The organism is Paenibacillus sp. FSL H8-0048, assembly GCF_038002825.1.
Taxonomy (GTDB): Bacteria; Bacillota; Bacilli; order Paenibacillales; family Paenibacillaceae; genus Paenibacillus_AQ.
The window spans coordinates 5,537,883-5,563,499 of the sequence record NZ_JBBODF010000001.1 but is presented as its reverse complement, the minus strand read 5'-3'; the positions used below and the strand labels follow the sequence as shown (position 1 = coordinate 5,563,499).

At 55.6% G+C, this 25,617-nt stretch carries 16 protein-coding genes; 3 read left to right on the top strand and 13 right to left on the bottom strand.

Annotated features, from left to right (window positions below; translation table 11 throughout):
- Positions 1-264 precede the first annotated feature (264 nt).
- The 6 genes from NSU18_RS24015 to NSU18_RS23990 form a co-directional block, all read right to left on the bottom strand.
- A complete protein-coding gene (locus NSU18_RS24015) occupies positions 265-1,281 on the bottom strand; it encodes a glycoside hydrolase family 130 protein (protein WP_341150237.1) in 1,017 nt (338 codons plus the stop codon).
- 262 nt (positions 1,282-1,543) lie between these two features.
- Positions 1,544-4,720, bottom strand: coding sequence for an alpha-mannosidase (locus tag NSU18_RS24010; protein WP_341150236.1), 3,177 nt, complete (start codon positions 4,718-4,720; stop codon positions 1,544-1,546).
- Between the two features lie 3 nt (positions 4,721-4,723).
- A complete protein-coding gene (locus NSU18_RS24005) occupies positions 4,724-7,027 on the bottom strand; it encodes a glycoside hydrolase family 3 N-terminal domain-containing protein (protein WP_341150235.1) in 2,304 nt (767 codons plus the stop codon).
- 29 nt (positions 7,028-7,056) lie between these two features.
- Positions 7,057-8,673 carry an extracellular solute-binding protein gene (locus tag NSU18_RS24000; RefSeq protein ID WP_341150234.1) on the bottom strand — a complete coding sequence of 539 codons (1,617 nt, stop codon included), beginning with the start codon at positions 8,671-8,673 and terminating at the stop codon, positions 7,057-7,059.
- Positions 8,674-8,710: 37 nt separating this feature from the next.
- Positions 8,711-9,622 (bottom strand): carbohydrate ABC transporter permease, encoded by a 912-nt coding sequence (locus tag NSU18_RS23995; protein ID WP_036694906.1) that lies wholly within the window; start codon positions 9,620-9,622, stop codon positions 8,711-8,713.
- Between the two features lie 16 nt (positions 9,623-9,638).
- Positions 9,639-10,553 (bottom strand): ABC transporter permease, encoded by a 915-nt coding sequence (locus NSU18_RS23990; RefSeq protein ID WP_341150233.1) that lies wholly within the window; start codon positions 10,551-10,553, stop codon positions 9,639-9,641.
- 357 nt (positions 10,554-10,910) lie between these two features.
- On the opposite strand from NSU18_RS23990, the gene NSU18_RS23985 reads away from it, so the two are divergent.
- From NSU18_RS23985 to NSU18_RS23975, 3 genes are all read left to right on the top strand, one after another.
- Complete coding sequence (locus NSU18_RS23985; protein WP_341150232.1) at positions 10,911-13,667, top strand: alpha-mannosidase; 2,757 nt, start codon at positions 10,911-10,913, stop codon at positions 13,665-13,667.
- A 27-nt stretch (positions 13,668-13,694) separates the two neighbouring features.
- Positions 13,695-14,975, top strand: a complete 1,281-nt coding sequence (locus tag NSU18_RS23980; RefSeq protein ID WP_341150231.1) for a glycoside hydrolase family 125 protein — start codon at positions 13,695-13,697, stop codon at positions 14,973-14,975.
- Positions 14,976-15,217: 242 nt separating this feature from the next.
- Positions 15,218-15,622, top strand: a complete 405-nt coding sequence (locus NSU18_RS23975) for a hypothetical protein (RefSeq protein WP_341150230.1) — start codon at positions 15,218-15,220, stop codon at positions 15,620-15,622.
- 145 nt (positions 15,623-15,767) lie between these two features.
- Here NSU18_RS23975 and deoC read toward each other — a convergent pair whose 3' ends face one another.
- The 7 genes from deoC to NSU18_RS23940 form a co-directional block, all read right to left on the bottom strand.
- Positions 15,768-16,445 carry a deoxyribose-phosphate aldolase gene (deoC, locus tag NSU18_RS23970; protein ID WP_341150229.1) on the bottom strand — a complete coding sequence of 226 codons (678 nt, stop codon included), beginning with the start codon at positions 16,443-16,445 and terminating at the stop codon, positions 15,768-15,770.
- A 153-nt stretch (positions 16,446-16,598) separates the two neighbouring features.
- Positions 16,599-18,308, bottom strand: coding sequence for a methyl-accepting chemotaxis protein (locus NSU18_RS23965; RefSeq protein ID WP_341150228.1), 1,710 nt, complete (start codon positions 18,306-18,308; stop codon positions 16,599-16,601).
- Between the two features lie 259 nt (positions 18,309-18,567).
- Entirely contained in the window at positions 18,568-20,022 is a 1,455-nt protein-coding gene (locus tag NSU18_RS23960; RefSeq protein ID WP_445321822.1) for a SulP family inorganic anion transporter, read from the bottom strand.
- Positions 20,023-20,063: 41 nt separating this feature from the next.
- Positions 20,064-21,140 carry a bifunctional 3-deoxy-7-phosphoheptulonate synthase/chorismate mutase gene (locus tag NSU18_RS23955; RefSeq protein WP_341150227.1) on the bottom strand — a complete coding sequence of 359 codons (1,077 nt, stop codon included), beginning with the start codon at positions 21,138-21,140 and terminating at the stop codon, positions 20,064-20,066.
- 486 nt (positions 21,141-21,626) lie between these two features.
- The gene (locus NSU18_RS23950) at positions 21,627-23,903 is read right to left on the bottom strand and encodes a PAS domain S-box protein (RefSeq protein WP_341151092.1); all 2,277 of its coding nucleotides are present in this window, start codon (positions 23,901-23,903) and stop codon (positions 21,627-21,629) included.
- A 212-nt stretch (positions 23,904-24,115) separates the two neighbouring features.
- Positions 24,116-24,517, bottom strand: a complete 402-nt coding sequence (locus NSU18_RS23945) for a response regulator (RefSeq protein ID WP_341016537.1) — start codon at positions 24,515-24,517, stop codon at positions 24,116-24,118.
- A 149-nt stretch (positions 24,518-24,666) separates the two neighbouring features.
- Complete coding sequence (locus NSU18_RS23940) at positions 24,667-25,341, bottom strand: Na-translocating system protein MpsC family protein (protein WP_341016535.1); 675 nt, start codon at positions 25,339-25,341, stop codon at positions 24,667-24,669.
- Between the last annotated feature and the right edge of the window lie 276 nt (positions 25,342-25,617).

Sequence of the window (25,617 nt, the reverse complement as noted above, 5' to 3'; positions counted from 1 at the left end):
TTGGACTTCCGGCCGCTGTTGTCTGCAGATTTCTTGATCTATCCCGTTTTTAACGGTTGAAATCCGCAGACAGCTGATGCTTCCGAAGTGAGCTTTCCTGCGGAAAGCTTTCAGGCGGTCGCTACCGCTCCTCCAGTTCCAAACTTCCCCTCCGCCACTTTTCCTTTAACTTAAATTTTTAGTTCAATATATAGCCGCTATACAGGAGACTCGCCACCGCGCCATTTGCTGTAATCAGGCGTCCGACTTAGCTGGTGCTTCCGGCTACTCCGCTTCCTGCAGAATATGCTCCACCAGTTCATCCAGCGGCACTGTAGCCAGCGCAATCGCTGTATCGGTTACGCCGTAGTAGATATAGAGCAGGCCGTCCTTGACCACGTTGCCGGTCGGGAAGATGACATTCGGAATCTGGAAGCCGAATTTCTCGTAATACGTCTCCGGCTCCATAATGAAATTATGGGTCCGGGCAATGATTTTCTCCGGCTGCTCCAGATCCAGCAGCATCGCTCCTACGCGGTACACGATATCCTCATCTACTCCGTGATAGAGTACCAGCCAGCCCTTGTCTGTACGGATTGGAGGCGTTGAGCCGCCGATCTTCCGCGATTCCCAGGACAGGTTCCCGGCGGTGGCGAGCAGCTTGGGCTCTTCCCAATGCACGAGATCCTCGGAATAGGTAATCCACATAGCGGCTTTTTCCGTTCCGTAAGCCTCGCCAACATATTCTTCGGGGCGGCGGAGCAGCACGAATTTGCCGTTGATTTTCTCAGGGAACAGGATGTTGTCCCGGTCGTTGATGTCCAGCGGTGTGGTGTCGGCCACGAACTCCCAGTCCAGCAGATTGGTTGACTTCAGAATCGAGGAGCGGGTCAGCCAGTGGCCCTCCTCTTCCCCCCAGCAGTCCGGGTATTTCGGAATGGAGCGCTCAGGGACGCCACGCCCGGTAGGATAATAGCTCATGGCGCAGGGGCGCAGGGCATAGTTCAAGTAGAAGGTTCCGTCGATCTTCACAATGCGCGGGTCCTGCACACTGCCGTACGGGAAGCCCAGCATATCCGGTGTAACAATTGGCTCATCCTTCACATGGGTGAAGTTCACGCCGTCCTCGCTCTCCAGCAGCCCCAGGAAGTTCTTGCACGGGGTCAGGGAACCAGCGGTACGTTCGATCATATAGAATTTGCCGTTATCAATGATAACCGCCGGATTGAACACGGTCACCTTACGCCATTCATAGCCGCCCGGGACGACAATCGGATTATTGGGATGTCTTGTAATTTGCATGTCTATTCCTCCTGCGAATGATGTTCGTGGTATATAGGAAGCATTTGAGTTGTGAACTTGAAGCTTCATCGTCACTCCGGTGAACATTTGGACTTCCGGCCGCGGCCCGTATACAGATTTCTTGATTCAAGCCGCTGGTTGCGGTTGAAATCCGTTGACTGCTGATGCTTCCGAAGTGAGCTTTCCTGCGGAAAGCTTTCAGGCGGACGCTACCGCTCCTACAGTTCCAAATTTCCCCTCCGCTCTTTGCTTTCAGTTAATTTCATTCATGCTTCTTATATAACTTAAGCGTCTGCACCTCGTAAGGTCTGAAGGACCGCGGGATCACACCGCTGGCGGTATCCACGGAGCCGATAGTGCTCTCCAGCAGATTGACGCGGCAGGCGCTGACGTTCTCGTCCTTCCAGTCCAGTGTAGCCGTCTCTCTGCTGCCCGCCGCTTCATACAGCCGGACAATCGTGCCGCTGCCGTCCTCGGCCGGCTTGATCGTGTCCAGCATGACATGATTGCTCTGGAAGGCCAGCCAGGCATGGGTGCTTGGATAACGTCCGGTATGCGGGGCTTCGCTCACCGCCAGCAGTGGCTCATTCAGCGCCGCCGCTTCGCGTACTACATCGGCCTGCCGCCAATCTCCGCTGTGCGGATAGAGCGAGTAGGTGAATTCATGCTCTCCCTGGTCGGCATTGCGGTCCGGCCAGCGCGGGGAGCGCAGCAGCGAGAGCCGCAGCACCCCGTCATGGATGTCATAGCCGTATTTGCAGTCGTTCAGCAGGCTGACACCGTAGCTGCCTTCAGATAGATCAGCCCACCGGTGTCCGCAAACCTCGAATTTCGCCTGCTCCCAGCTGGTGTTGCGGTGGGTCGGACGCTCCAGCGCGCCGAACGGAATCTCATAGGTAGCCTTCGCAGCCACAATATCGACCGGAAAAGCAACCTTCAGCAGCTTATGCTGCTCCCGCCAGCTTACACTGGTGCGGAAATCCACTCTGCGGCTGTTCCGGGGCAGGACGATCTCCTGCTCAATCTGCGATTCACCGAGCTGCCAGCGGAACTTCAGCACAGTCTGCACAGGTCCGCTGCTGACTACCCGGCGCTCAAGCAGCTTTGCCTTGCCCGCCGGCTGCTGCTCATAACGCGGGTCTATATCCCAGGCATCCCACAGCGGCGGGGTATCATGATAGAACTGCAGCTGGTTGCCGGTCTGGCCGGGCTGGAGCAGCTCGCGGTCTGCGCTTTTGTCATACCAGTTGCTGATCTCGCCGTCTTCATTGAACTTCAGGATATAATGGTCTGTCTCCCATTGCTCCGGGAAGCCGTCTCCAGTAGCAGAATCTGCACGTGACACATGCCTTACTCCGGCTGGCTCCGCAGCCTCCCGCAGCCAGATCGTGCGGCAGCCGAAGGCCGGAACCTTGCGGACCTGCACAGCCAGCGTGTAGCTATCCCCGCCAGCCTCCGTGTTCCAGTATTCGCTTGGCAGCAGGCCATCTTCATCGAATACCTGCACCGCAGCCAGTTCAGGACCGCCTTGCAGCCGGATGACCTCCGTCCGCTCCCAGCTCAGGCTGTTGAAGACCACATAAGGGCAGCCTTCGCCCGATGTATTCACTTGGCCTGCCAGAGTGTGCAGAGCGGTGTCCAGCACCTGCCCGCCCAGACGGAAAATCTCCGCGTATTCCTCCCGCGAGGTTGTATACACCTCCGGGATTGAAGTCCCCGGAATGATGTCATGGAACTGGTTGAGCAGCAGCAGCTTCCAGCCCTCGGCCAGTCCCTGGGCAGGCATCATACGCTGCAAATCGGGCTGATCCGGCTGGTTCAGCTGCTCGAACTCCACAGCATCGTCCTTCTCAGCAAGCACGCTCCAGATCTCCGCCTGCCGGTATAAGACCTCCGCCTTGCGGTTGCTGCGTTTATTGAAGGCATGGGTCGTGAAGGTGCCCCGGTGCAGCTCCAGATAGAGATCGCCATGCCACGCCGGAAGCTCCGGCTGGCGCGAGCCGATCTCCGAGAAGAACGCTTCCGCCGTCGAGAATCTGCTGACCGGCTGGCCCGGCGCAAGATCGGTGCGGCTCACATATTCCAGCATCTCGTGGGTGACTCCGCCTCCTCCGTCGCCGTGGCCGTAGAGCAGCATCAGCTCATCGTGCTCTTCCTTCTGGGCGTAGGCCGCCCAGTGCTCCTGCACATCCTTCGGATGCGTATGCTCGTTCACCCCATGGTTCTGATAGGCCACAATCTTCGTCCCGTCAATGCCGACCCAATGGAATAAGGTATGCGGGAAGGGATTGGTATCATTCCAGCCCAGCTTAGTGGTCATGAAATAATCGATGCCTGCCTGCTTCAGCAGCTGCGGCAGGGAGGCGCAATAGCCGAAGGTATCCGGCAGCCATTCAATCGTGGAATGCTTGCCGAATTCCTTCATATAGAAATCCTGCCCGTACAGCATCTGCCGGACCAGCGACTCCCCGCCGGGAATGTTCAGATCCGGCTCCACCCACATGCCGCCGACCAGCTCCCACCGGCCCTCGGCAATCCGCTCCTTGATCCGCCCGTATAGCTCGGGATAATGCTCCTTGGCGAAGGCATAGAGCTGGGGTTGGCTCTGCGAGTACCGGAAGTCCGGGTACTTATCCATCAGGGTGCAGACGGTGGAGAAGGTCCGGCTGACCTTGCGTACCGTCTCCCGGACCGGCCACAGCCAGGCCACATCAATATGCGACTGCCCGACCATATGCATCGTCCCCGGGTTCAGCCCCGCAGGCCGTTCCGCAGAAGCAGCCGCCCGCAGTTGCTGTTCAGCCGCAGTTACAGCACCGCCGTCAAGCAGCAGCTCCTCCTTCATATAGAGCGTGTCCATCACCCGCTCCAGCGCCTTAAGGCTGCGGATGCGGCGCATGTCGCCCTCCGGCAGCAGGAGGGCCGCTTCGTGCACGATTCTCACCGTATGCAGCAGGCTGTATACCGGACGATTGACGCGCACCAGCTTGATTTCAATGCCCGTCAGCGGCGGCTTAATCACCGCCTGCCGGTTCAGCGGGTCCTCCGGCTCCGGCACCGGATCATACAGCTCGATGTCCAGCTTCAGGCGTTCACCCGCAGCGCCGGACGGCAGCGGAATGAACCAGTGATTGCTGTCCAGGCCATGATACGGCGCTCCGTCCAGCCTCAGCAGGCCTTCCCCGCGTCCCAGATAGAGCAGCGCCGCCTCTTCAGGTGCCCAGTCTCCCGGAACCGTAATCTCCCGGTGAAGGAAATACGTAGTGCCATACCCGCCGTCCAGCAGAGAAATATTGTATTCCTGATGCACTTCCTCCTCATGCTCATAGCAGCCGGGAGTAAAGTAGCGGGATTTACGCATAGTCCATTCCGCAAGCTCTCTCTTCTCAGCCCACTGCCGCTTGGCCAGCCATCCGGTGAACCGGTCCATTCGCTTCATGGCTTAGCCCTCCTCTCTGACCTGGAGAGGCGCGCTCAGATACTCGGCGGAGTTCGGACCAGCCATCACTGTGAAATCTCCCGGCTCGACGATCCGCGTCAGATCCGCCGATACATACTCCAGCTCCTCCCGGCCTACACGGAATGTCACCGTCTGCGTATCTCCCGGCTGAAGGCTGATTTTGCGGAAGCCCTTAAGCTGCTTCTCGGGACGGGTAATGGAAGAGGCGAGGTCAGAAATATACAGCTGGACCACCTCGCTGCCCGCCCGGTCCCCCCTGTTAGTTACATCCACGTAGACCAGCGCTTCTTCCTCCGCAGAGATGACAGCAGGCTCGACCTTCAGATTGCTATAGTTGAATTCAGTGAAGCTAAGACCATAACCGAAGGGGTATTCAGCATGGAAATCCGTCTCCAGATATCGTTTGCCTCTTGTCCGCCGCTTGTAGTAATACACGGGAAGCTGGCCGACATGCTTCGGAATGCTGATCGTCAGCCGCCCGGAAGGGTTCACCTCACCGAACAGGATATCGGCAATCGCATGTCCGCCCTCCTGCCCCGGGTACCAGGCCTCCAGAATGGCGTCGGCGTGCTCTACAATCCAAGGCTCGGCAATCGGGCGGCCGTTGATATAGACCACAATCAGCGGCTTGCCCAGCTTATGAAGCTCCTGCGCCAATTCAAGCTGCACGCCCATCAGATTCAGCGTGGACCGGTCGATGCCCTCCCCGCATTCCATGTCGCTCCAGGAATGTTCGGTCACGACAGAAGCGCCGGTGAGCAGATCAATCGTCCCCTCACCGAAATCCCTGGCGCTGGAGCCGCCGATCGCCAGCACTATCGCATCGGCTTCAGCCGCACAAGCCAGCGCAGGGGCGAAGCCTTCCCGGGAATCGCCCTTGATCCGGCAGCCGGGTGCATATGATACCCGGTCCGCACCGCCGCCCAGCGCTTGCCGGATGCCCTCCAGCACGGTAACAATCGCGCCTGCGGGCTGCGGCGAGGTGTAGTCGCCAAGCTGGTTGTACGGGGCATCCGCATTGGGTCCGATTACGGCAAGCTTGCGAATCCCCTTACTCAGCGGCAGCACTGCGTTCTCATTTTTCAGCATGATGATGCTCTCACCGGCGATCCGCCGGGCTAGCTCGCGGTGCTCCGGCTTGCCGATGGTGCTCTCCGCCTGCTCAGGATCAGCATAAGGACGGTCGAACAGCCCCAGCTTGAATTTCAGCTCCAGAATCCGCGCCGCTGCGCGGTCGAGATCGGATTCCTGAAGCCGTCCATGCTCGATAGCAGCCGCGATATGCTGCTCAAACATTTCACCCGACATCTCCATGTCGATGCCCGCCAACAGTGCCTGGGCTACAGCCGTTTCTCCGCTGTCTGCGGTGTTATGACCATTCGTCAGCATCCCCAGCGCTCCGCAGTCCGTGATCACGAACCCTTCGAAGCCCCACTGCTCCCGCAGCACATCCTGCAAAAGATAACGGTTCGTCGTACAAGGAACGCCGTCAATCTCGTTGTACGCTGTCATGATAGACAGTGCTCCGGCCTCCACCGCCTTACGGAACGGCAGCAGATCGACCTCATGCAGCTCGCGCAGTCCCATGTGCACGGGCGCAGAGTTCCGCCCGCCTTCAGAACTGCCATAGGCGGCGAAATGCTTCAAGGTCGCCAGCACGGAATCCTCCGCCTCCAGCCTTTCTCCCTGCAAGCCCTTCACGGCCTCCACGCCCATAGCCGCAATCAGGAACGGGTCTTCGCCGAAGGTCTCCTCCGTCCGGCCCCAGCGCGGATCACGCACCACATCCAGCACCGGCGAGTAGGTCGCCGCCCCGCCCTGGCTGCGGGTCTCAAGCGCTACCACCCGGCACATCTCCCGGTACAGCTCCGGGTTCCACATGCTGCCCAGTGCAAGCGGCACCGGAAATACAGTAGCCCCGATCGCCATATGCCCGTGGGAGCATTCCTCCCCGAACAGAATCGGAATCCCGAGCCGGCTCTCCTTCATCGCATAGGCCTGAATCGCATTGACCGCCTCCGCCCCTTCCTTCGGGGACAGGCCGGTCTCCAGCGTAACTCCGGTCCACGGGTCGGCACGCAGCGTTCCATACAGGGAGCCGACACCACCGGCGGCAACCTGCCTTTTGAAAGCCTCCGTCATACCCGTAGTTCCGTCCGCGTGCTTCTCATAGCACTGCCAGCCGAAAGGCTGGACTAATTGTCCAGCCTTCTCTCCAAGTGTCATGCGCTGCAGCAGGTCCTGTACCCGATCCGCCACAGTCCGCGTTTTATCCTTATAGATCATTTTTACAGCACCTTTCTGCTGAGCCTGAATCAGTTAGTCTTCCAGCGGTCATACGCAGCCTGGTTAATCTCGGCTACACGCTCTCCGCCCATCTTCTTGACAGTTGCCACATAGTTGTCCCAGCCGGTCAGCGGCTCGGCGCCGGTGATGAACTTCGCTTCCATCTGCTTCACATAGGTGCTCAGATCTGAATTCAGACTGCTGATTTCTGTCTGCTCTTCCACCGTGAGGAACAGGGCCGGGAACGGAATCCGTGCGCCTTTATCCAGCAGCTTCTGCTTGGTCTCCTGCTCTACCCAGAGATCAAAGTCTGTCTTCAGCCCCTTATTGATATCATCCATGGACAGGGTTGGGGCAGGAATGCCGTAGTTCGGCGTCAAGGTGGCCCGGAAATCTTCCATTTCCTTACCATCCGGTACAGGCAGGTATTGCTTCACGCGGTTGTCTTTGTCGGTGTACTCCCAGAGCGTTCCCTCCGGCCCTTTGTTGAAGAACAGGGCGCCTTCATAGGAATAGAGGTAATCTACCCAGCGGAGCGAGGCTTCCGGTGCAGGATTACTGTTCGTAATGGCAAAAGCGCCAGTCGTAATCCCTCTGTTCTTGGCAATCGCCGGAGCGCTTACCGATTCGCTGCGCACAGGGGCGAACATCGGATCTGCCGTGGACGGCTCTCCGCCCTTCGTCATATAAGCATGCCAGTCGGAAAAGAGCGCCACGCGGTTGTTCTGCGCCTTGGCCTTCTTCTGCTCCGCCGTCTGCGAGAAGCTCTCATGATCCAGCAGCTCCTCGGACCACAGGCGGTTCATATACGTCAGGTACTCCTTATAGCCTTCTTCAAGCGGGGTATAGTGGACCTTGTCCGCATCGTCTACATAGATTTCTTCTTCATAGATGCCAAAAGCGCCCAGCAGCCAGGTGCGGATATCGCGGAGGTTCGCAGCGGTTGTCGTCACCGAGGAGATTGGAATCTCATCGGCCACCCCATTGCCGTTCGGATCTTCCTCCTTGACGCGCTTCAGGTAGGTGTACAGCTCCTCGGTCGTTTCCGGCAGCTTATCGATGTTCAGCGCCTTCAGGAAGTCGCCGTTATACCACATCGGGTTGCGGTACCAGTGCTGGCTCATTTCCACCACCGGCAGGGAGTAGATATGACCGTCCGGGGCGGTAATCGATTTGCGCACATCCGGGTTCTCCTCCAGCAGTGCCTTGAAGTTCGGGGCATACTCTTCGATCAGGTCCTCCAGCGGGATCAGAATCCCCTGTTCACCGTAATTCATCTGCTCGGCAGTCGTCAGACCGGCCGCATAGAAAATATCCGGGTAATCGCCGCTGGCGAATACCAGATTCTTTTTGGTATCGAAGCTGTCCTTCGGCGCATTTTTATATTCCATCGTAATCCCGGTCTTCTCCTTCATCTGCTGGAGCACCGGCATGTTCTCCCAGTTCTGAATGCCTACATCCGGGGCCATCATGGACAGAGTGATCGGCTCATTCACAATCGGGAAGCCCTCTTTGTTCACTGTAGCCTCTGCGGTACCCTTGTCCGTTTTACCTTCATCTGACCCTGAACTCCCGCAACCTGCCAGCAGTCCAACAATCACAGCCGATGACAGCAGAATCTTCCATGGTTTACGTGTGATCTGCATTCATAATTCCTCCCTTAGGTTCATTACATTTTAACCTTTAGCCTTTCACAGAGCCAATCATGACCCCTTGGACAAAATAACGCTGCAGGAACGGGTAGACCGCCACAATCGGCAGCGTCGATACAACGATAACTCCGTATTTGACCAGCGATGCTGTCTCTGCCTTATTATTCATGGCCATAGCTACCTCGCCGTTGATCGCAGCGCCTGTGGTCTCGGCCGACATCTCCTGTAGGACCAGGATCTGGCGCAGCACCATCTGCAGCGGATACTTCGCTTCATCATTCAAATAGATCAGGGACGGGAAGTAACTGTTCCAGTGTCCAACCCCGTAGAACAGGGCCATTACGGCGACAATCGGCGCGGACAGCGGCAGGATAATGCGGATGAACAGCTTCAGATTCGTACAGCCGTCGATGTGGGCCGCTTCCTGTAGTTCTTTTGGAATGGTGGACTGGAAAAAGGTGCGGGCGACCACGATGTTCCACACCGACGCAGCCACCGGCAGGATCAGCGCCCCCATGCTGTTAATGAGGCCCAGGTTCTTAACCAGCAGATACGTCGGCACCAGCCCGCCGCTGAAGAACATTGTGAACAGAATGAGGCCCATGAACAACTGGCGTCCGACAAAATCAGACCGGCTAAGCGCATAGGCAGCAGGCAGTGTAACCGCCAGATTCAACAGAGTGCCCACCGCAGTGTAAATGATAGTATTCAGATACCCGTTCCAGATCTTCGGGTTCTCGAACACCAGCTTGTAGCCGTCCAGCGTCACATTCTTCGGGAACAGCCACATGGCGCCCGAATTGACATCCTGCGGCGAACTGATGGACGCGCTGAGGATGTAGATCAGCGGATAGAGGACCACTACCAGCGCAAGGCACAGATAGATGTAGGTGCTGATCAGAAACAGCTTATCTCCCCTGGATTCTTTCATCGCAGTAACCAAAGACTTCAACTCCTTTCTACCAGAGGCTGTTCTCACTGGTGCGTTTGGCAATCCGGTTGACGGTAACGAGCAGTATTACATTGACCACCGAGTTGAACAATCCGACAGCGGTCGAGAAGCTGTATTGGGCGTTCACCAGACCGGCTCGGTAGACATAGGTGGATATGACATCAGAGGCTTCCATGTTGAGCGAATTCTGCAGCAGCAGGATTTTCTCGAAGCCCAGGCCCAGAATGTTACCCATGTTCAGAATCAGCATGATCGTAATCGTGGGTATAATCGTCGGCAGATTGATATGCAGCACCCGCTTGATCCGGCTGGCTCCATCCACAATGGCCGCTTCATGCAGCTGGGGATCGACGCCGGACAGGGCCGCGAGATAGATAATCGTCCCCCACCCGGTGCTCTGCCAGACGCCTGAGAAGACGTACACCGTCTTGAACCAGGCCGGATCGGTCAGGAACTGTGCGGGCTCGAAGCCCAGGAATTCAATCGCCCGGACGATCATTCCGCTGGAGGGCGACAGGAAGGTAATAATCATCCCCGCCATGACGACCACTGAGATGAAATGCGGCGCATAGGTAACCGTCTGGACCGACTTCTTGAACGGGCCGTTGCGGACCTCATTGAAGGCCAGGGCCAGAATGATCGGCAGCGGGAACCCGATGGCAAGCTCATAGAAGCTGATGCTGAACGTGTTCCACAGCAGATCCCAGAAGAAATAAGAATTGAAGAACCGTTCGAAATGGTCGAAGCCTACCCAGTCGCTGCCCGTAATTCCTTTGGAGGGTACGAAGTTCTTGAAGGCAATCTGAATGCCGTACATCGGACCATAATGAAAGATGAAGAAATACAGTAACGCGGGAAGCATGAACAGATAGAGCTCCCAATTCTGCCAGATTCTTTTGCCAAGGGACTTGTTCCCCTTCATTCTCCCACTCCTCTCTATGTTAGTTTTCATTACACATAAATCTGTATCCGCTTCGCATTCTTGCTATGGCCTCTCCTGCTAACGCTTACATCCCAAATTGTAGAGAAACTAAGCTGACATCGTAAATATGTAGGTTGTGCATTGTCATGTTAACCAAGTGTAAAACCGCGCTGCTACGGGGCTTACGGGCTGAATAGCTTGTCTGCGCTGCTCCCCGCTGTCTGCGGTAAATGTGTGAATTATGAACCCTCCTCCCCCCTGCAAAAGTTACATATTGTGCTCCCCCGGCAGGTATGCAAACATTTGCTACGAATGCCAACGCTACAACACCCGACTGACATATAGGAGGTTTCTGTCATGACCCGTACAACTGCCCACCTGATCTCACACACCCATTGGGACCGGGAATGGTATATGCCTTATGAGCGTCACCATGTGCTGCTGGCGAAGCTGATGAACGAGCTGCTGGAGACGCTGGAGCAGGACGAGCGCTACCGGTACTTCCACCTGGACGGACAGACCATAATTATTGAAGACTATCTGCAAGTGCATCCTGAGAAAAGAGAGCAGCTGGAGCGGTTCATCCGCGAAGGCCGGATTGTCATCGGTCCCTGGTATGTGCTCCAGGATGAATTCCTGACCAGCTCCGAGGCCAATGTGCGCAATCTGCTGATCGGCCATCAGGATGCGGCAAAATATGGCGTGATCTCGAAGCTCGGCTACTTCCCCGATTCCTTCGGCAATATGGGCCAAGCCCCCCAGCTGCTCAAGCAGGCTGACATCGAGACCGCGGTGTTCGGCCGCGGCGTGAAGCCGACAGGCTTCGATAATATGGTCGGCGAGCTGAACAGCACCAGCTATGAGTCGCCTTACTCCGAGATGTACTGGGAATCCCCGGATGGCTCGGTTGTACTTGGATTACTGTTTGCGAACTGGTACAGCAACGGCAATGAGGTGCCGGTGGATGCCGCGGAAGCTAAGGTTTTCTGGGACAAAAAAATAGCAGATGCCGGCAAATACGCCTCCACCCCGGAGCTGCTGTTCATGAACGGCTGTGATCATCAGCCGGTGCAGCGTGATCTCGCGGATGCGCTGGAGACGGCCCGGAAGCTGTACCCGGATACGGACTTTGTCCATTCCAGCTTCGAGGAGTATCTGAAGGCACTGGCCCCTTCGCTTCCTGAGGATCTGGTCACCGTGCACGGCGAGCTGCGCAGCCAGCATACGGACGGCTGGGGGACGCTGGTGAATACCGCTTCTGCCCGCGTCTACCTGAAGCAGCTCAACCAGCAGGGCCAGACGCTGCTGGAGAAGGGCGCTGAGCCGCTGGCGGCACTCGCTTACCTGGTCAGCGGGCAGGCTTATCCCCATGCCCTGCTGACCTACGCTTGGAAGACGCTGATGCAGAATCACCCGCATGACAGCATCTGCGGCTGCAGTGTGGATGAGGTCCACCGCGAGATGATCAGCCGCTTCGAGAAGAGCCGCCATGCCGGCGAAGCTATTATAGAAGACAGTCTGAAAGCGGTCTCCGCACAGATTGGCACCCGGAAGGTCGCGGCCTGGAGCGAATCGGCCCGGCCGGTGACGGTGTTCAATACTACCGGCTGGGAGCGCAGCGGAACAGTAAGCGTGGAGGTGATCTTCGCCAAGCGTTACTTCAAGGAAGGACCGAATCCGGCGGCGATTGCTGAAGCGCTGGATCAGCTTCCGCTTGACCTTACGCGCGGGCGGCTGCTCGATGCTGAAGGGCGGAGCGTGGCTTGCAAGGCGGAGGATCTCTGCACCCGGTTCGGCTATGAGCTGCCGGATGACCAGTTCCGCAAGCCTTATATGGCCCGGATGGTCCGGCTGACCTTCGAGGCCGCACAGGTGCCAGCGTTAGGCTACAGCACCTACGCCTGGGTAGAATCGGCGGATGAATCCGCCGGGGCTGCTGCTGAGGGCCCGCTTAAGCTGCTGGAACGGGGGATGGAGAATGAATTCCTGGCTGTCCGTATCCGCGAAGACGGTTCTTATGATGTGGCCGACAAGCGGACGGGCCGCAGCTTCACTGGACTCGGCGTCTATGAGAACTGCGGCGATATCGGCAATGAATATGTGTTCCGCCAGCCGGAGGGCGATGCTGCACTGACGACCAAGGGCCTCGCTGCCCGCATCTCGCTTGCCGAGCATGAGCCTTACCGCATCACGTATGAAATTGTGCACGAGTGGACGATTCCGGTCTCCGCCGATGCTTCGTTCGAGGATGAGAAGCGCAGAATGGTGCCGTTCCGGCAGCGCAAGGCCGGACGCTCTACGGAGCAGGTGCCGCTGCGGATCGTGACCCGGATCAGCCTGGAGGCCGGCGGGACCGGCGTTCAGGTCTCGGCCGCGTTCAATAATCAGGCCAAGGACCACCGGCTGCGCGTGCTTTTCCCTACCGGGCTGGCCGCTTCCACCCTGCGGGCCGATTCCATCTTCGAAGCTGCCGAACGTGAGATTGAGCCGGCCGCAGACTGGATCAATCCGAGCAATGCCCAGCACCAGCAGGCTTATGTCAGCGTATCGGACGGCAGCACCGGACTGCTGGTGGCCAACAAGGGACTGAACGAATACGAGGTGCTGCGGGACGGCAGCAATACGATTGCCGTTACCCTGCTGCGCAGCGTATCGGAGCTGGGCGACTGGGGTGTGTTCCCTACACCGGAAGCACAATGCCTTGGCGAGCAGACCGTGGAATTCGCGATTCGTCCCTTTGCCGGGGATGCAGACTGGACGGAGGCTTGTGCCTGGGCCTACCAGTACCAGGTGCCTTGGTTCACGGTCCAGACCGGCTGGCAGGAGGGCTCCCTCCCTGCGGTTTATCAGCCGCTAGAGTGGCAGGGCCGCACCCTGGCACTGTCCGCCTGCAAAATGTCCGCAGACCATGAGGACATTATCCTGCGCTGGTACAATCTGGCGGGAGTAGAGCAAGAGCTTGCGCTTACGCCGCATTTTCCGGTGGAGGCCGTATATGCCAGTGATATTCTGGAACGGCGCAAGCAGCAGGAAGCCCTGGATGGAGGCACTCTGCGCCGCTCTGTCGGCAAAGCTCAAATCGTCACCTATGCCCTGAAACCTGCACAACCCTAAATTCACTATGCCAGGAGGAGTTATACTATGAACTTGCCCGCTTCCATTACCGCCTATCTGAATGAGGCCGATGAACGGCTAGCGCATCACCCGAAACTGCAGCAGTTGTTCCGCAACTGCTTCCCGAACACGCTGGAGACCACAACCAAGCTGCTGGATGACGGCACGACCTTCGTGTTCACCGGCGATATTCCTGCCATGTGGCTGCGCGATTCGACGGAGCAGGTGCGGCACTATATTCCTTTTGCCAAAAATGATCCTGAATTGCAGCGGATTCTCCGCGGCCTGATTGCCCGCCAGATGTTCTATGTAAATATTGATCCGTACACCAATGCCTTCAACGAGACGGCTAATGACAAGCATTACCGCGACACGGACGACTGTAATCTAAACCCATGGATGTGGGAGCGCAAATATGAGCTGGACTCTCTCTGCTTCGTCGTTCAACTGGCTTATATGTACTGGAAGGAAGCGGAGCAGACCGACATCTTCGATGCCGCCTGCTATCAGGCGCTGACCTCGATTGTAAACACGATTGAGACTGAGCAGCGCCACGGGGAGAAGTCTCCGTACCACTTCATCCGCCAGACGCTGAAGGATACCGAGACCTTGCAGAATGAGGGCCGGGGAATGCCGGTCAACTATACGGGGATGAGCTGGTCGGGCTTCCGCCCGAGCGATGATAGCTGCGAATTCGGCTACAATATTCCCTCGAATATGTTCGCTGTAGTCATTCTGGGGTATATCGGCGAGATGGCCAGCGAGGTCTACCAGGACGAGCGGCTGGCGGCGAGAGCGGCGAAGCTGCGCAAGGAGATCGACTTCGGCATCCGCACCTACGGCATCGTGAACCATCCGAAATACGGCAGAATCTATGCCTATGAGACGGACGGTTACGGCAACTACTCGCTGATGGACGATGCCGGAACCCCGGGGCTGATCTCTATTCCTTACATTGGTTACGTGGGCGTGGAGGATGAGATTTATCAGAATACCCGCCGGTTCGCGCTCAGCTTCGATAACCCCTTCTATTTCGAGGGCAAGCACGCCAAGGGCATCGGCAGTCCGCACACCCCGGGCGGTTACGTCTGGCATATGGCACTCTCGATGCAGGCGCTGACGGCGGATAACGATGAGGAGATCAAGGCGCTGATCGACATGCTGATCCGCACCGACGCCGATACCGGCTACATGCACGAAGGCTTCCACCCGGATAATCCGGCCGACTTCTCGCGCGAATGGTTCGCCTGGTCCAACAGCCTGTTCGCTACGCTGATCGGCAAGGCGATGGATAAGGGGCTGGTTTAAGGGGGCTCGGTAAGGGGGGAATTGAACAGTCATTTCTCTCTCACCGATCAGTTATATAGAGAGCATTGTTGCATATTTTGCAGAATTCTTCTATAACTTTTACTGATTGTGGTAGAAGGTTGCATTATTTATTCCCTGGAAATCAACCTTCAATAATGCCTACTGCCTTGCCCCTCAACCATAGATCATTCATAAAATCGGCTACCTGGAATATATATGGAAATGGGGCGAGGGGATTAACTATGCTAAAGCTCAATAATATCAGTTGTATGTATGCTTTATTATTATTCATTGAATTACAATTAATGGGGAATGTAAATAGATTGAGTAGGACAACTGGTTTAGATTTCGTTTTTACAAATAGATTGGTCTCAATTTTTAATATAATATTTTTTATATTAGGCACGGCTTTCTTCGTTTTTTATACCAACAAACATTTTAAAGAATCTAAATTAAATTATTTCACGGCAATTCTATGGTTGCCATACTTCGCCATTTTCGTATTTGTTTTTACCGCAATATGGCCAAATGTGAATCCTGCTGAAATGGTTCCTCCAGTGCATGGACTCCTTGCTATTGGTGCTATGGTTACATATCCTTTTTATATAACTTTTATTAATTTGTTAAGCACCCTTAAATACAATTAATTAAAAAGTGGTTCTCCAGCTCTCATCCTTTCATTAATAGTCGGAGTAAATCCACCTACCCTACTTCCTCTAAACACAAAACGGCTGCGGCTCCCTTGAACTCAAGGAGGCCGCAGCCGTTTCTATGTGTTTAACTCACCTATGCTTAGTAGCCGCTCTGGCTCTGCTCGCCCTTGGCGATGGCTACACCGCCGCTGGTGCCGATCCGGCTGGCGCCTGCGCCGATCATCACCATCGCATCCTCTGCGCTGCGGACTCCGCCGGAAGCCTTCACGCCGATCTCCGGTCCGACCGTTGCCCGCATCAGGGCGATATCTTCCTTCGTTGCCCCGCCGGTCGAGAAGCCGGTCGAAGTCTTCACGAAGTCTGCTCCCGCTTCTACAGCAAGCTTGCAGGCACGGACCTTCTCCTCTTCAGTCAGCAGGCAGGCCTCAATAATGACCTTGGTCAGCGCTTTGCCGCGCGCGGCTTCGACTACAGCAACCATATCGCGCTTGACCAGCTCGTCATTGCCGTCCTTCAGTGCGCCGATATTAATGACCATATCCACCTCACCGGCGCCGTTCGCAATGGCATCCTTCGTCTCAAAAGCCTTCGTCTCAGGCGTCGATGCCCCCAGCGGGAAGCCGATTACTGTACACACCTTCACTTCTGGCGTATCCTTTAGCACAGCATGCGCAGTAGCTACCCAAGCCGGATTCACACACACAGAGGCGAATTTGTAGGCTTTAGCCTCTTCGGCAAGCTTGATAATATCGTCTTTCCGGGCATCCGCCTTCAGCAGCGTATGATCAATAATCCCGGATATTGTAGTTTCACTCATGTTCAATTCCTCCATATAATCGGTAATAGATGTTCAACATCCCTTGTAATCATACCAATAGTCGTAAGCTTTTGAAAGCTGGAGGGCATAACATCTGCTAATCCTGTATCCACTCCGGGCAATATATAGATCAAGCCCACTGAACCTCTTGCCTTATACATTCACCTGCCGGATGGCCTCCCGCAGATCGCCCGTACTCGCGCTGACGCTTAGTGAAGCCTCATAGACTTCTTTGATTCGCGCCAATTGCAGATCGGTCAGCTCACGGATCTCCCGGGTCTGCTCCGAGACCTCTCCGGCAATATCCGCCATGCTGCCCACCGCTGCCGCAACCTCCTCCGAGCCGGCGGAGAGCTGCTCCGCTGTCGCCGACACATCAATGATCTGTCCGGCCACCTCCCGGAAGGCGGCGGATGCCTCCAGCAGAGCAGCCTCCGCCTCGGCTGACATCCGCACCCCTTCCTTCACTTCAGCAGACGCTTCCGTCATCTGTACCCCGATGCTCGCCGAAGCCTGGCTGATATGCAGCAGCAGCTCGGCTACCCGCTCGGCCGAGGCAGCGGAGCCTTCTGCCAGCTTGCGTACTTCACCGGCTACGACAGTGAAGCCTCTGCCGTGCTCCCCCGCACGCGCCGCCTCAATCGAGGCATTGAGCGCCAGCAGCTTCGTCTGATCTGCAGACTGCCTGATCGCAGCCAGCGCGCCTTCAATCTCATCCATATACCCTTGCAACCGCAGCACAATATCCAGCGTCTCCCCGGTGGATATAGAGATCGACTTCATCTGCTGATTGGTGTGGTTCATAGCCGTCTGGGACGCCTCTGCAATGTCCAGCGCCTTGACTGCGAATTCCGAGACCGCAGCCGAGGCCTCCGAGATGCGCGAGATGCCCAGTGCCATCTCATCCATAGCCACAGCGCTGCTCTGTGCGCCTTCCGTCTGCGAGTTAGCCCCCGCATGGATATCGCTGATTCTGCCGCTCACCGTCTCACTCATCTTCAGCACATCATCGGCATTCCTGGCGAAGGTCTCGGAGGAGCCGTAGAGACTGTCGGATGCGGTAGACACCCCGGACACCATCCCCCGCACTCTGGCATTCAGATCCCCTGACATCTGGAGCATCGCCTGATAAGCCCTGCCAATCTCATCCCGGGAGGTGACCGGACGGGAATGCAGGATACGGGCAGCCCCAGCGAGCTCTCCTTCAGCCATCTTGCCCGCACTCTGCGTAATCGTCTTCAGCGGACGCAATGACCTGGATACGAACCATGCCAGCACCGCGAGTGCGCCCAGAGACAGAGCCAGAATAATACTATAGAGCGGCAGGCTCTCGATCAGGACATCACGGGTCAGCGTACTCAGCACAGCCACATCCGTATCAATGCCCAGCGCCCCGACCAGCTTCCCGGCGGTGTCCTTCATAGGAACGAATGCCGAGATATAATCTCCGTATTCAGGATTGCTGATCAGCGGCGTGCTGGCATTCTCCCCGGCAAGCACAGCCGTAACTGCGGCCGCTGGCATATCGGTACTCTCATTAATCCCCGAAGCCAGCGGGTCTCCCTCCGGCCTGCCGTCAATCATTAGCTGCGGCTGGCGGGCATCATCAATCCGCACAAAATATACATAACGGGCACCAATCGACTTCCGGAACTGATCCAGTTCATGACGGAGCGACCAATACAGGTCCGACTGCTGCGGATCGGCCAGGAATTCACTGTAGCGCCCGGCATCAATCTGCGTCACATAATGGCTGGCAATACTCATGTTGTAGCTGCTGATCGTCCCTTTGACCGCTGATCCGGTGTTCACCCACTGAATGGCGGCATTGCCTGCTGTAATGCAGAGAATCACTAAAGTCATAACACACAGAATACGGGCAATCAGTCTGGTTCGGATAAAAGAAAACATGGAGGCCTTCCCTTTCGCGCATCACAATTGCGTAGTTATAGTAGGGCCATCCGAAGAAGCAATGACAAATGTCCCTCTACCGGAAAATTTCGACAAACTTTTTAAAAATCCTTTTCCAAAGGGGTACAAACGATTAAATTTTGAACAATTCGAAAAAAAGACTGCTTCTGAAGCCCAACCGCTCCAAAAACAGCCTTCTGTCCTTGATCCGTCAATGGCCGCCCGAGGGCGACAATCCAACCCGCTGCACCAGCCGGGCACTTTCTTCATTTAGACCCGTGAGAGTGACCTTAGTACCCAGTGCCGCGTATTTGTCCATCGTCTTGGCAATAGCTCCCACCGCCGACTGATCCCACACATGGGAACGGCTGAAATCGATAATGACCTGTGCCGGATCACTGTCATACATGAATTCATTCACGAAATGGCTCGTGGTTCCGAAGAACAGCTGACCCGATACCCGATAAGTCGTTACAGATGCTGTAGTATGAACACTCAGCTGGAGGGAAGCGATTTTCCAGGCAAAAGACAAAGCACTCAGCAGCACGCCGAACAGCACGCCGATCGACAGGTTATCGGTCGCTACTACTGTAACCACAGTGACCACCATGACCAGGGCATCGCTTAGCGGAACTCTCCGCAAGGAGGTCAGAGACTTCCATTCGAAGGTGCTGATGCAGACCATAATCATTACACCGACCAGTGCGCCCATCGGAATCTTCTTAACGACATCACCCAGCACAAGAATCAGGAACAATAGGAAGATCCCGGAGACAAAAGTGGACAGGCGTGTCCGTCCGCCCGATTTCATATTGACCATCGACTGGCCGATCATCGCGCAGCCCGCCATGCCTCCGAAGAAGCCGGTTACGATGTTGGCCAGCCCCTGCCCCTTGGCTTCCCGGTTCTTATCGCTGCCGGTGCCCGTGATATCATCAATCAGCGTAGCCGTCATCAGCGATTCCAGTAATCCGACTACCGCAAGAGAGAGCGAATACGGCAGAATAATCAGCAGCGTATCCAGCGTCAAGGGAAGGCTCGGCAGATGGAATACCGGCAGTGCCGAAGTAATAGTCCCCATATCGCCCACGGTTCTTACATCCAGACCTAGCACAATGCTAAGCACTGAGACTACAACAATGGCGACCAGCGCCGACGGCACCGCCTTGGTAATCCGGGGAACCGTATAGATGATGACCAGCGTAAGAGCCACCAATGCGTACATGATCCAGCCCTGTCCTTCGAAATGCACCAGCTGAGCCATAAAGATCAGAATCGCCAGCGCGTTGACAAAGCCCGTCATTACCGGCTGCGGCAGGAAGGTGATGAACCGCCCCAGCTTCAGCAGTCCCATCACAATCTGAAGGATACCAGCCAGCACCGTAGCCGCGAACAGATACTCAATGCCATGCGACAGCACCAGGCTGCCGACCAGGAGCGCCATCGCTCCTGTCGCCGCCGAGATCATCCCCGGCCGCCCGCCGGCGAAGGCTGTTACAATGGCGATACAGAAGGAGGCGTACAAACCAACCATCGGGCTTACGCCAGCAAGGATGGAGAAAGCAATCGCTTCAGGAATTAAGGCAATAGCCACGGTCATACCCGATAAAATATCACTCCGTGTGTTGGAGAACCAACCGTTGTTGTATGAGACGATTTGCTTCAAAATTTCAGTTCCTCCCAGTGCCTGAATTCACCCTTTTCAGCTTAACGGTATAATCCCGAAGCCTTCACTTCATTGAAGAAGGTGTTGAACTCCTCAATATTAAGCTGCTGCGCCGCATCGGACAAGGCGGTGGCCGGATCAGGATGCACCTCAACCATAATCCCGTCGGCACCGGCAGCAAGCGCGGCCTTGGCACATGGAATCAGGATATCCTTGCGTCCGGTGGAATGGGTGACATCGACCAGCACCGGCAGATGGCATTCCTGCTTAAGAATCGGCACCGCCGAGATATCCAGCGTATTGCGCGTTGACCGCTCATAGGTGCGGATACCGCGTTCAATCAGCATAATCTCCATATTGCCGCGGGACATAATATATTCTGCCGCATGAACGAATTCATCCAGCGTGGCGGATAGTCCGCGCTTCAGCAGCACCGGCTTATTCACTTCTCCTACCGCCTTAAGCAGCTCGAAGTTGTGCATGTTCCGCGCGCCGACCTGAATGACATCCACATAATCCAGCGCTTCTTCAATATGCCGGGGATCGACAATCTCACTGATCGTCAAAAGCCCGTATTCACTCGCCGCTTCACGCAGAATCCGCAGGCCATCCATGCCCAGCCCCTGGAAATCATAAGGGGAGGTCCGGGGCTTGAAGGCTCCGCCGCGCATCACCTTCACGCCTGCCTTCTGCAGGGCCGCAGCTACCGTACGGGTCTGCAGCTCACTCTCCACCGAGCATGGTCCAGCTACCATCAGCGAGGATAATCCGCCAACAGTAACGCCGCCCGGCAGCTCGATAACTGTATCTTCTGCATGGTCTTTACGCGCTACCAGCAGGGTCTTCTTATGCTCCGTGCTTTGCAGATCAAGCGAAGCAGAGAAAATCTGCTTGAACAGCGTGCGGATGGTTCCATCCGTGAACGGCCCTTTATTGCCTGCCACCATCTTCTCCAGCATCGCATTCTCCCGTTCAGGATCGAACTTCGGCACGCCCTGCTTCTCTTTGAGCACCCCAATCTCCTGAACGATTCCGGCACGCTCCGAGATCAGCTCCAGCAGCTGACTGTTAATCTCATCCAATCTCGCTCTCAGATCATCCAATTCCACATTACTCATTCCCAGACACTCCTTTGTGATATTAATAATTAAGGCTATGAACGAACGCAAAAAGACCCCCCGCCGCAAGGGACGAGGAGCCGTGGTACCACCCTTATTTAGAGCTGAATCCTGCTGACGAAGCAGCATATGACGGCATCCCTGAAGGTTACCGGCCATAGATTCATTCTGTCTTACATCCGTTAACGCAGGAAGCGGGCCACCCTACTCATACCTGCTGCAGCAGTGTACTTCAGGGACCGACTCGGAAGTGAACTTCGGCACTAAACGTCTCATGAGGGTGCTCTCAGTCTCCGGCACGCCTTCCCTGTTAAGATCCGCTATGAAGTGCTTACTCTCTTCGTCATTGTCATTACTAGGTATATCAGTGCTCTTATGCACCAGTTTCTGCTATCTTAATCAAAAAGACTTCCATATGCAAGATAGTACAGCACTGCATTGCAGCTTTAGCTCAGTATTGTGATTATTCTGTGAAGAGAGAACCGCTTATTCCTGTTCTGCAAAAAATTTCCCGATCACTTTAGCAATGCTGCCAGTTCTCAGCGGCTTGCTGATATACTCGTCCATTCCTGCTTCGAGGCACAGCTCCCGGTCGCCCTTAAGCGCGTTGGCCGTTACTGCAACAATAACCGGCTGCCGGTCTGCCGGCTGCTCTGCCCTGATGGCAGCTGTGGCCTCCAGGCCATTCATCCCGGGCATCTGCACATCCATGAAGATCAGATCATAGCCGTGCCGGGCCGTCATATCGACCGCCTGCCGCCCGTCCTCGGCCACATCGACGGTGAAGCCGCGCTTCTCCAGGATCTTACGCAGGACGATCTGGTTGATCACATTGTCCTCGGCGACCAGAATATGCAGGGAACGGCCTGCTGATTGCTGCTCCGGCAGAATTCCCTCCAGCCCGTCAGCCGGAAGCGCCTGCGCTTCTGTCCGGAGGACCACGGTGAACACAAAGGTCGCCCCTTGCTCGGCCGCTGTATCCAGATAAATGCCGCCGCCCATCCGTTCGGCCAATTGCTTGCTGATCGCCAGCCCCAGACCGGTGCCTTCCCCCTGACGGCCCCTGAAATGCTCCAGCTGATAGAACGGCTCGAACAAGCGGCTGCGGGCCTCCTCGGGAATGCCGCTGCCCGTATCCGCCACGGTGAACTGGAGCGTTACTCCTGCCGGGCCATCGGCAATGCGCTTTACGCTTACCTTTACCCCTCCGGTACAGGTGAACTTCACAGCATTGCCGGCCAGATTGAGCAGGATCTGCTTCAGCCGCTCCCCGTCCCCGATCAGCCGCTGCGGCACATCCGGCCCGGTCTCCACGCTAAGGGTCAGCCCCTTGCGCTCCGCCTTGAGCTGAAGCAGCTCCAGCACGGAATCCAAGCAGTGCCGGAGAATGAACGGCTCGTCCTGGAGTGAGATTTTGCCAGCCTCAATCTTGGAGAGATCGAGAATGTCGTTGATGATATTGAGCAGGGATTCGCCGCTCTGGCGGATAATCTCCAGGAACTCCCGCTGCTGCGAACCCGGCTCACTGCTCTCCAGGAGCAGGTCGGTCATCCCGATCACCCCGTTCATTGGGGTACGGATTTCGTGGCTCATCATGGCCAGGAACTCACTTTTGGCGCGGTTCGTATTCTCTGCGGTCTCCTTGGCAATCAGCAGCTGCTTCTGCTCGGTAATATCCTTGACGATAATATAAAAGCCTACGGTAGACTGGTTGATAATAATCGGCGCAAGGGTGGTCAGAACCTCGACCGAATGCCCGTCCTTATGCCAGATCAGGTTGATATCCTGTCCCGCGGAGCCGTTCTGCCGGCGGGGACCGATTACATTCTGCAGCTGGCGCTCGCCGATGATCCGGCTGACACTCATGCCCACCAACTCAGCTATCGTATACCCTGTCAGCCGTACCGCCTGTTCATTCCCGTTAATAATATGGCCTTCCAGGTCCAGCGATATGATCGCGTCATGATTATATTTCTTCAGCGAGGTATAACGCTCGACGGACTCCTGAAGCTTCTGCTCCACAATCTTGCGCCGGGTCACATCGCGGCCGACAGCCAGCACCCCGCGCTCCCCGCCGTCTTCCACCGTTCTCAGAGAGAATTCAATCCAGATATATTGGCCATTCGCATGTAATATCCGGAGCTGGACATCAGGCGATTCTGCCATCTGCTCCGCACTGATTAAGGCCAGATCCTCAGGATGAACCAATCTGCTACTGTCACGGCCGATCAGCTCTTCCGGTCTATACCCGAGCACCTCTTCCACTGAGGGGGAGCAATAACGGCAGACTGAACCCGGCGCCGCATAGTAGACAATGTCCCTGATGTTGCCGGCAATCAGCCGGTACAGCCGCTCAGACGGTCCGGGAAGTGTCTCAGCCGGTGCCTCAAGCAGCCTTCCGGCCAAGTGAACGATATAATATAACCCCTCTCCCGTAGAAGGCTCGCTCACCCTCGCTACATGCAGCAGCACTGGAACCGCCGAACCGTCCGCATGGCGCAGCTTGATTTCGGCTTCAAAAAAAGGGGCTGCTCCGCTCCTGAGGCTCCCCATCCTGTAACTATGTATGTGCAGGCTAGCTTCATCCCAGAACGCTTGGAAGCTACGTCCCAGCAGCTGCTCTTCGGAATATCCGAGCAAGAGGGTTACCGCCGGATTCACTTTCATCCATTCTTCAGCCATGGAGAGAAAGGCTACTCCGGCAGTTCCTGTCTTAAATGCCTGTTCAAATGGAGAAGACGACTCCGTATGATGCCCTAGCATAAGATCCACCGCCCGTTTGTGAAATATTGAATGCAATTCTTTTATATTAAATCTGCAATATAAATATCTTGCATAATCGGGCGAAAGTCAAATCATTATGTCGAATACCAATAATTCCTTATTCAGCGGATTACAGCAGTTCGTGAACCCGCCGCCAGACAGAGATCTCCCCAGCTCCCCACCTTAATGAATCCCCTGTTACTGTTTTCGTGCTAAATCTTCTGTAGGTCTTCTCCGTAGAGCAGCCTTTTCACGGTTTCGGTGAACGCTTTAACCTGAAAGGGCTTGGTGATATATTCGGCAAAGCCCTTCTTCCGGGCCTTTTCAATATCCGAGTTTTGCGCAAACGCACTGGTTGCCAGCACCGGAATATGACAGGTTGCCTGATCCTGCTGCAGTATTTCCAGAGCTTCATATCCGTTAAGTCCGGGAAGCCCGATGTCCAGGATGATCAGATCCGGCAGAGCTTCCTGTGCTATTTGCAGTCCAAGCTCTGCCGTTTCAGCCTTCAGCAGCAATACGGAGGGCAGATTTCTTTTGAAGATATGGTGTACTAAGGCCATATTGAGCTGATTATCTTCTACATATAATACCGTCCACTTGCACTCCTCCATCCAGCTTATCCTCCTAAAAAGTCTCAGCACCCCTAACTGCAGATGGGCAGAAAATAAAAAAACCGAAGAAAGGGACCATTCCCCCTTCTTCGGCTCATGTTCGGCTCATTTGCATGTCCGACTCATTTCCACCCATATATGGTTAGACTTCAGTGAAAAGTATAGGCTATCACGCTGGTATCTTTGTCGAAATCCCAGTCCACATAAATATCCGACAGCTCTTTGCCAAGCATCTGGGCGATTGTGGTGGTATCCTCCAAATATCGTTTTTCCATCTTCCGCTTGGTGGTCTTCAGTGTATTCTCGTAGCCGAGGCCAATCAATTCCTTCTCCAAAGGAATCATGATGCCTTCGCGCTTGATAATCAGAATGCGGGGTCCCAGCCACCAGGAGTCTGTATAGACCGGTTCCTTTTGGACCTTCCTGGTTACCTCGTTAATCTGGGTATGGACTTCTTCGCGCCCGGCATAATCATCAACCGGTACGTCGTCATTCTTGATGAGTGCCACGATCATACCCGATGCGTTATGAATGCCCCAATCATAAAAAAGCTCGCCGACCTCAATAGCCATGCTGTCCTTCAGGTACGCTGCAAGCTCGGGAAGCAGGGACTTCATCAGAAGCTCCCGTGTATAACGAAACGCCTGTTCTTCTTCCTTATTCAATAGAAACCTCTCCACAGGTCCGATGAAATTACGGATATGCAGTGCAATACACTGCTGCCCGATCGAGGCGTGTATCGATTCAGGTCCCTTCCCGAAGCGTTCCCGCAGTAGCCTTCCTGTAAAACTGGAAAGTTGGCTAGTAAGTTCTGTAATGCTCATTCAATTTCCTCCAGCATAATATTCTAGTGTCTGTGTGTGTACATCTGGGGAGACGCTCCGCCTGCTGAAGAAACGGTTCGTTCAACTTAGTATAATCTCAACCGCCCAGTTAGTATATATAAAACTTTATGGGCTGACCCCAGCTACTCCGGTTAAGGACACAGAAGCTCCTATAAATAGGGTACCCAATATTCAGAACTTCCCGCCGTACACACAGAACAATAAAGGCGCTCCACTGCCTTGAACCGCAGCGGAACACCTTCAGACACTCAGGTT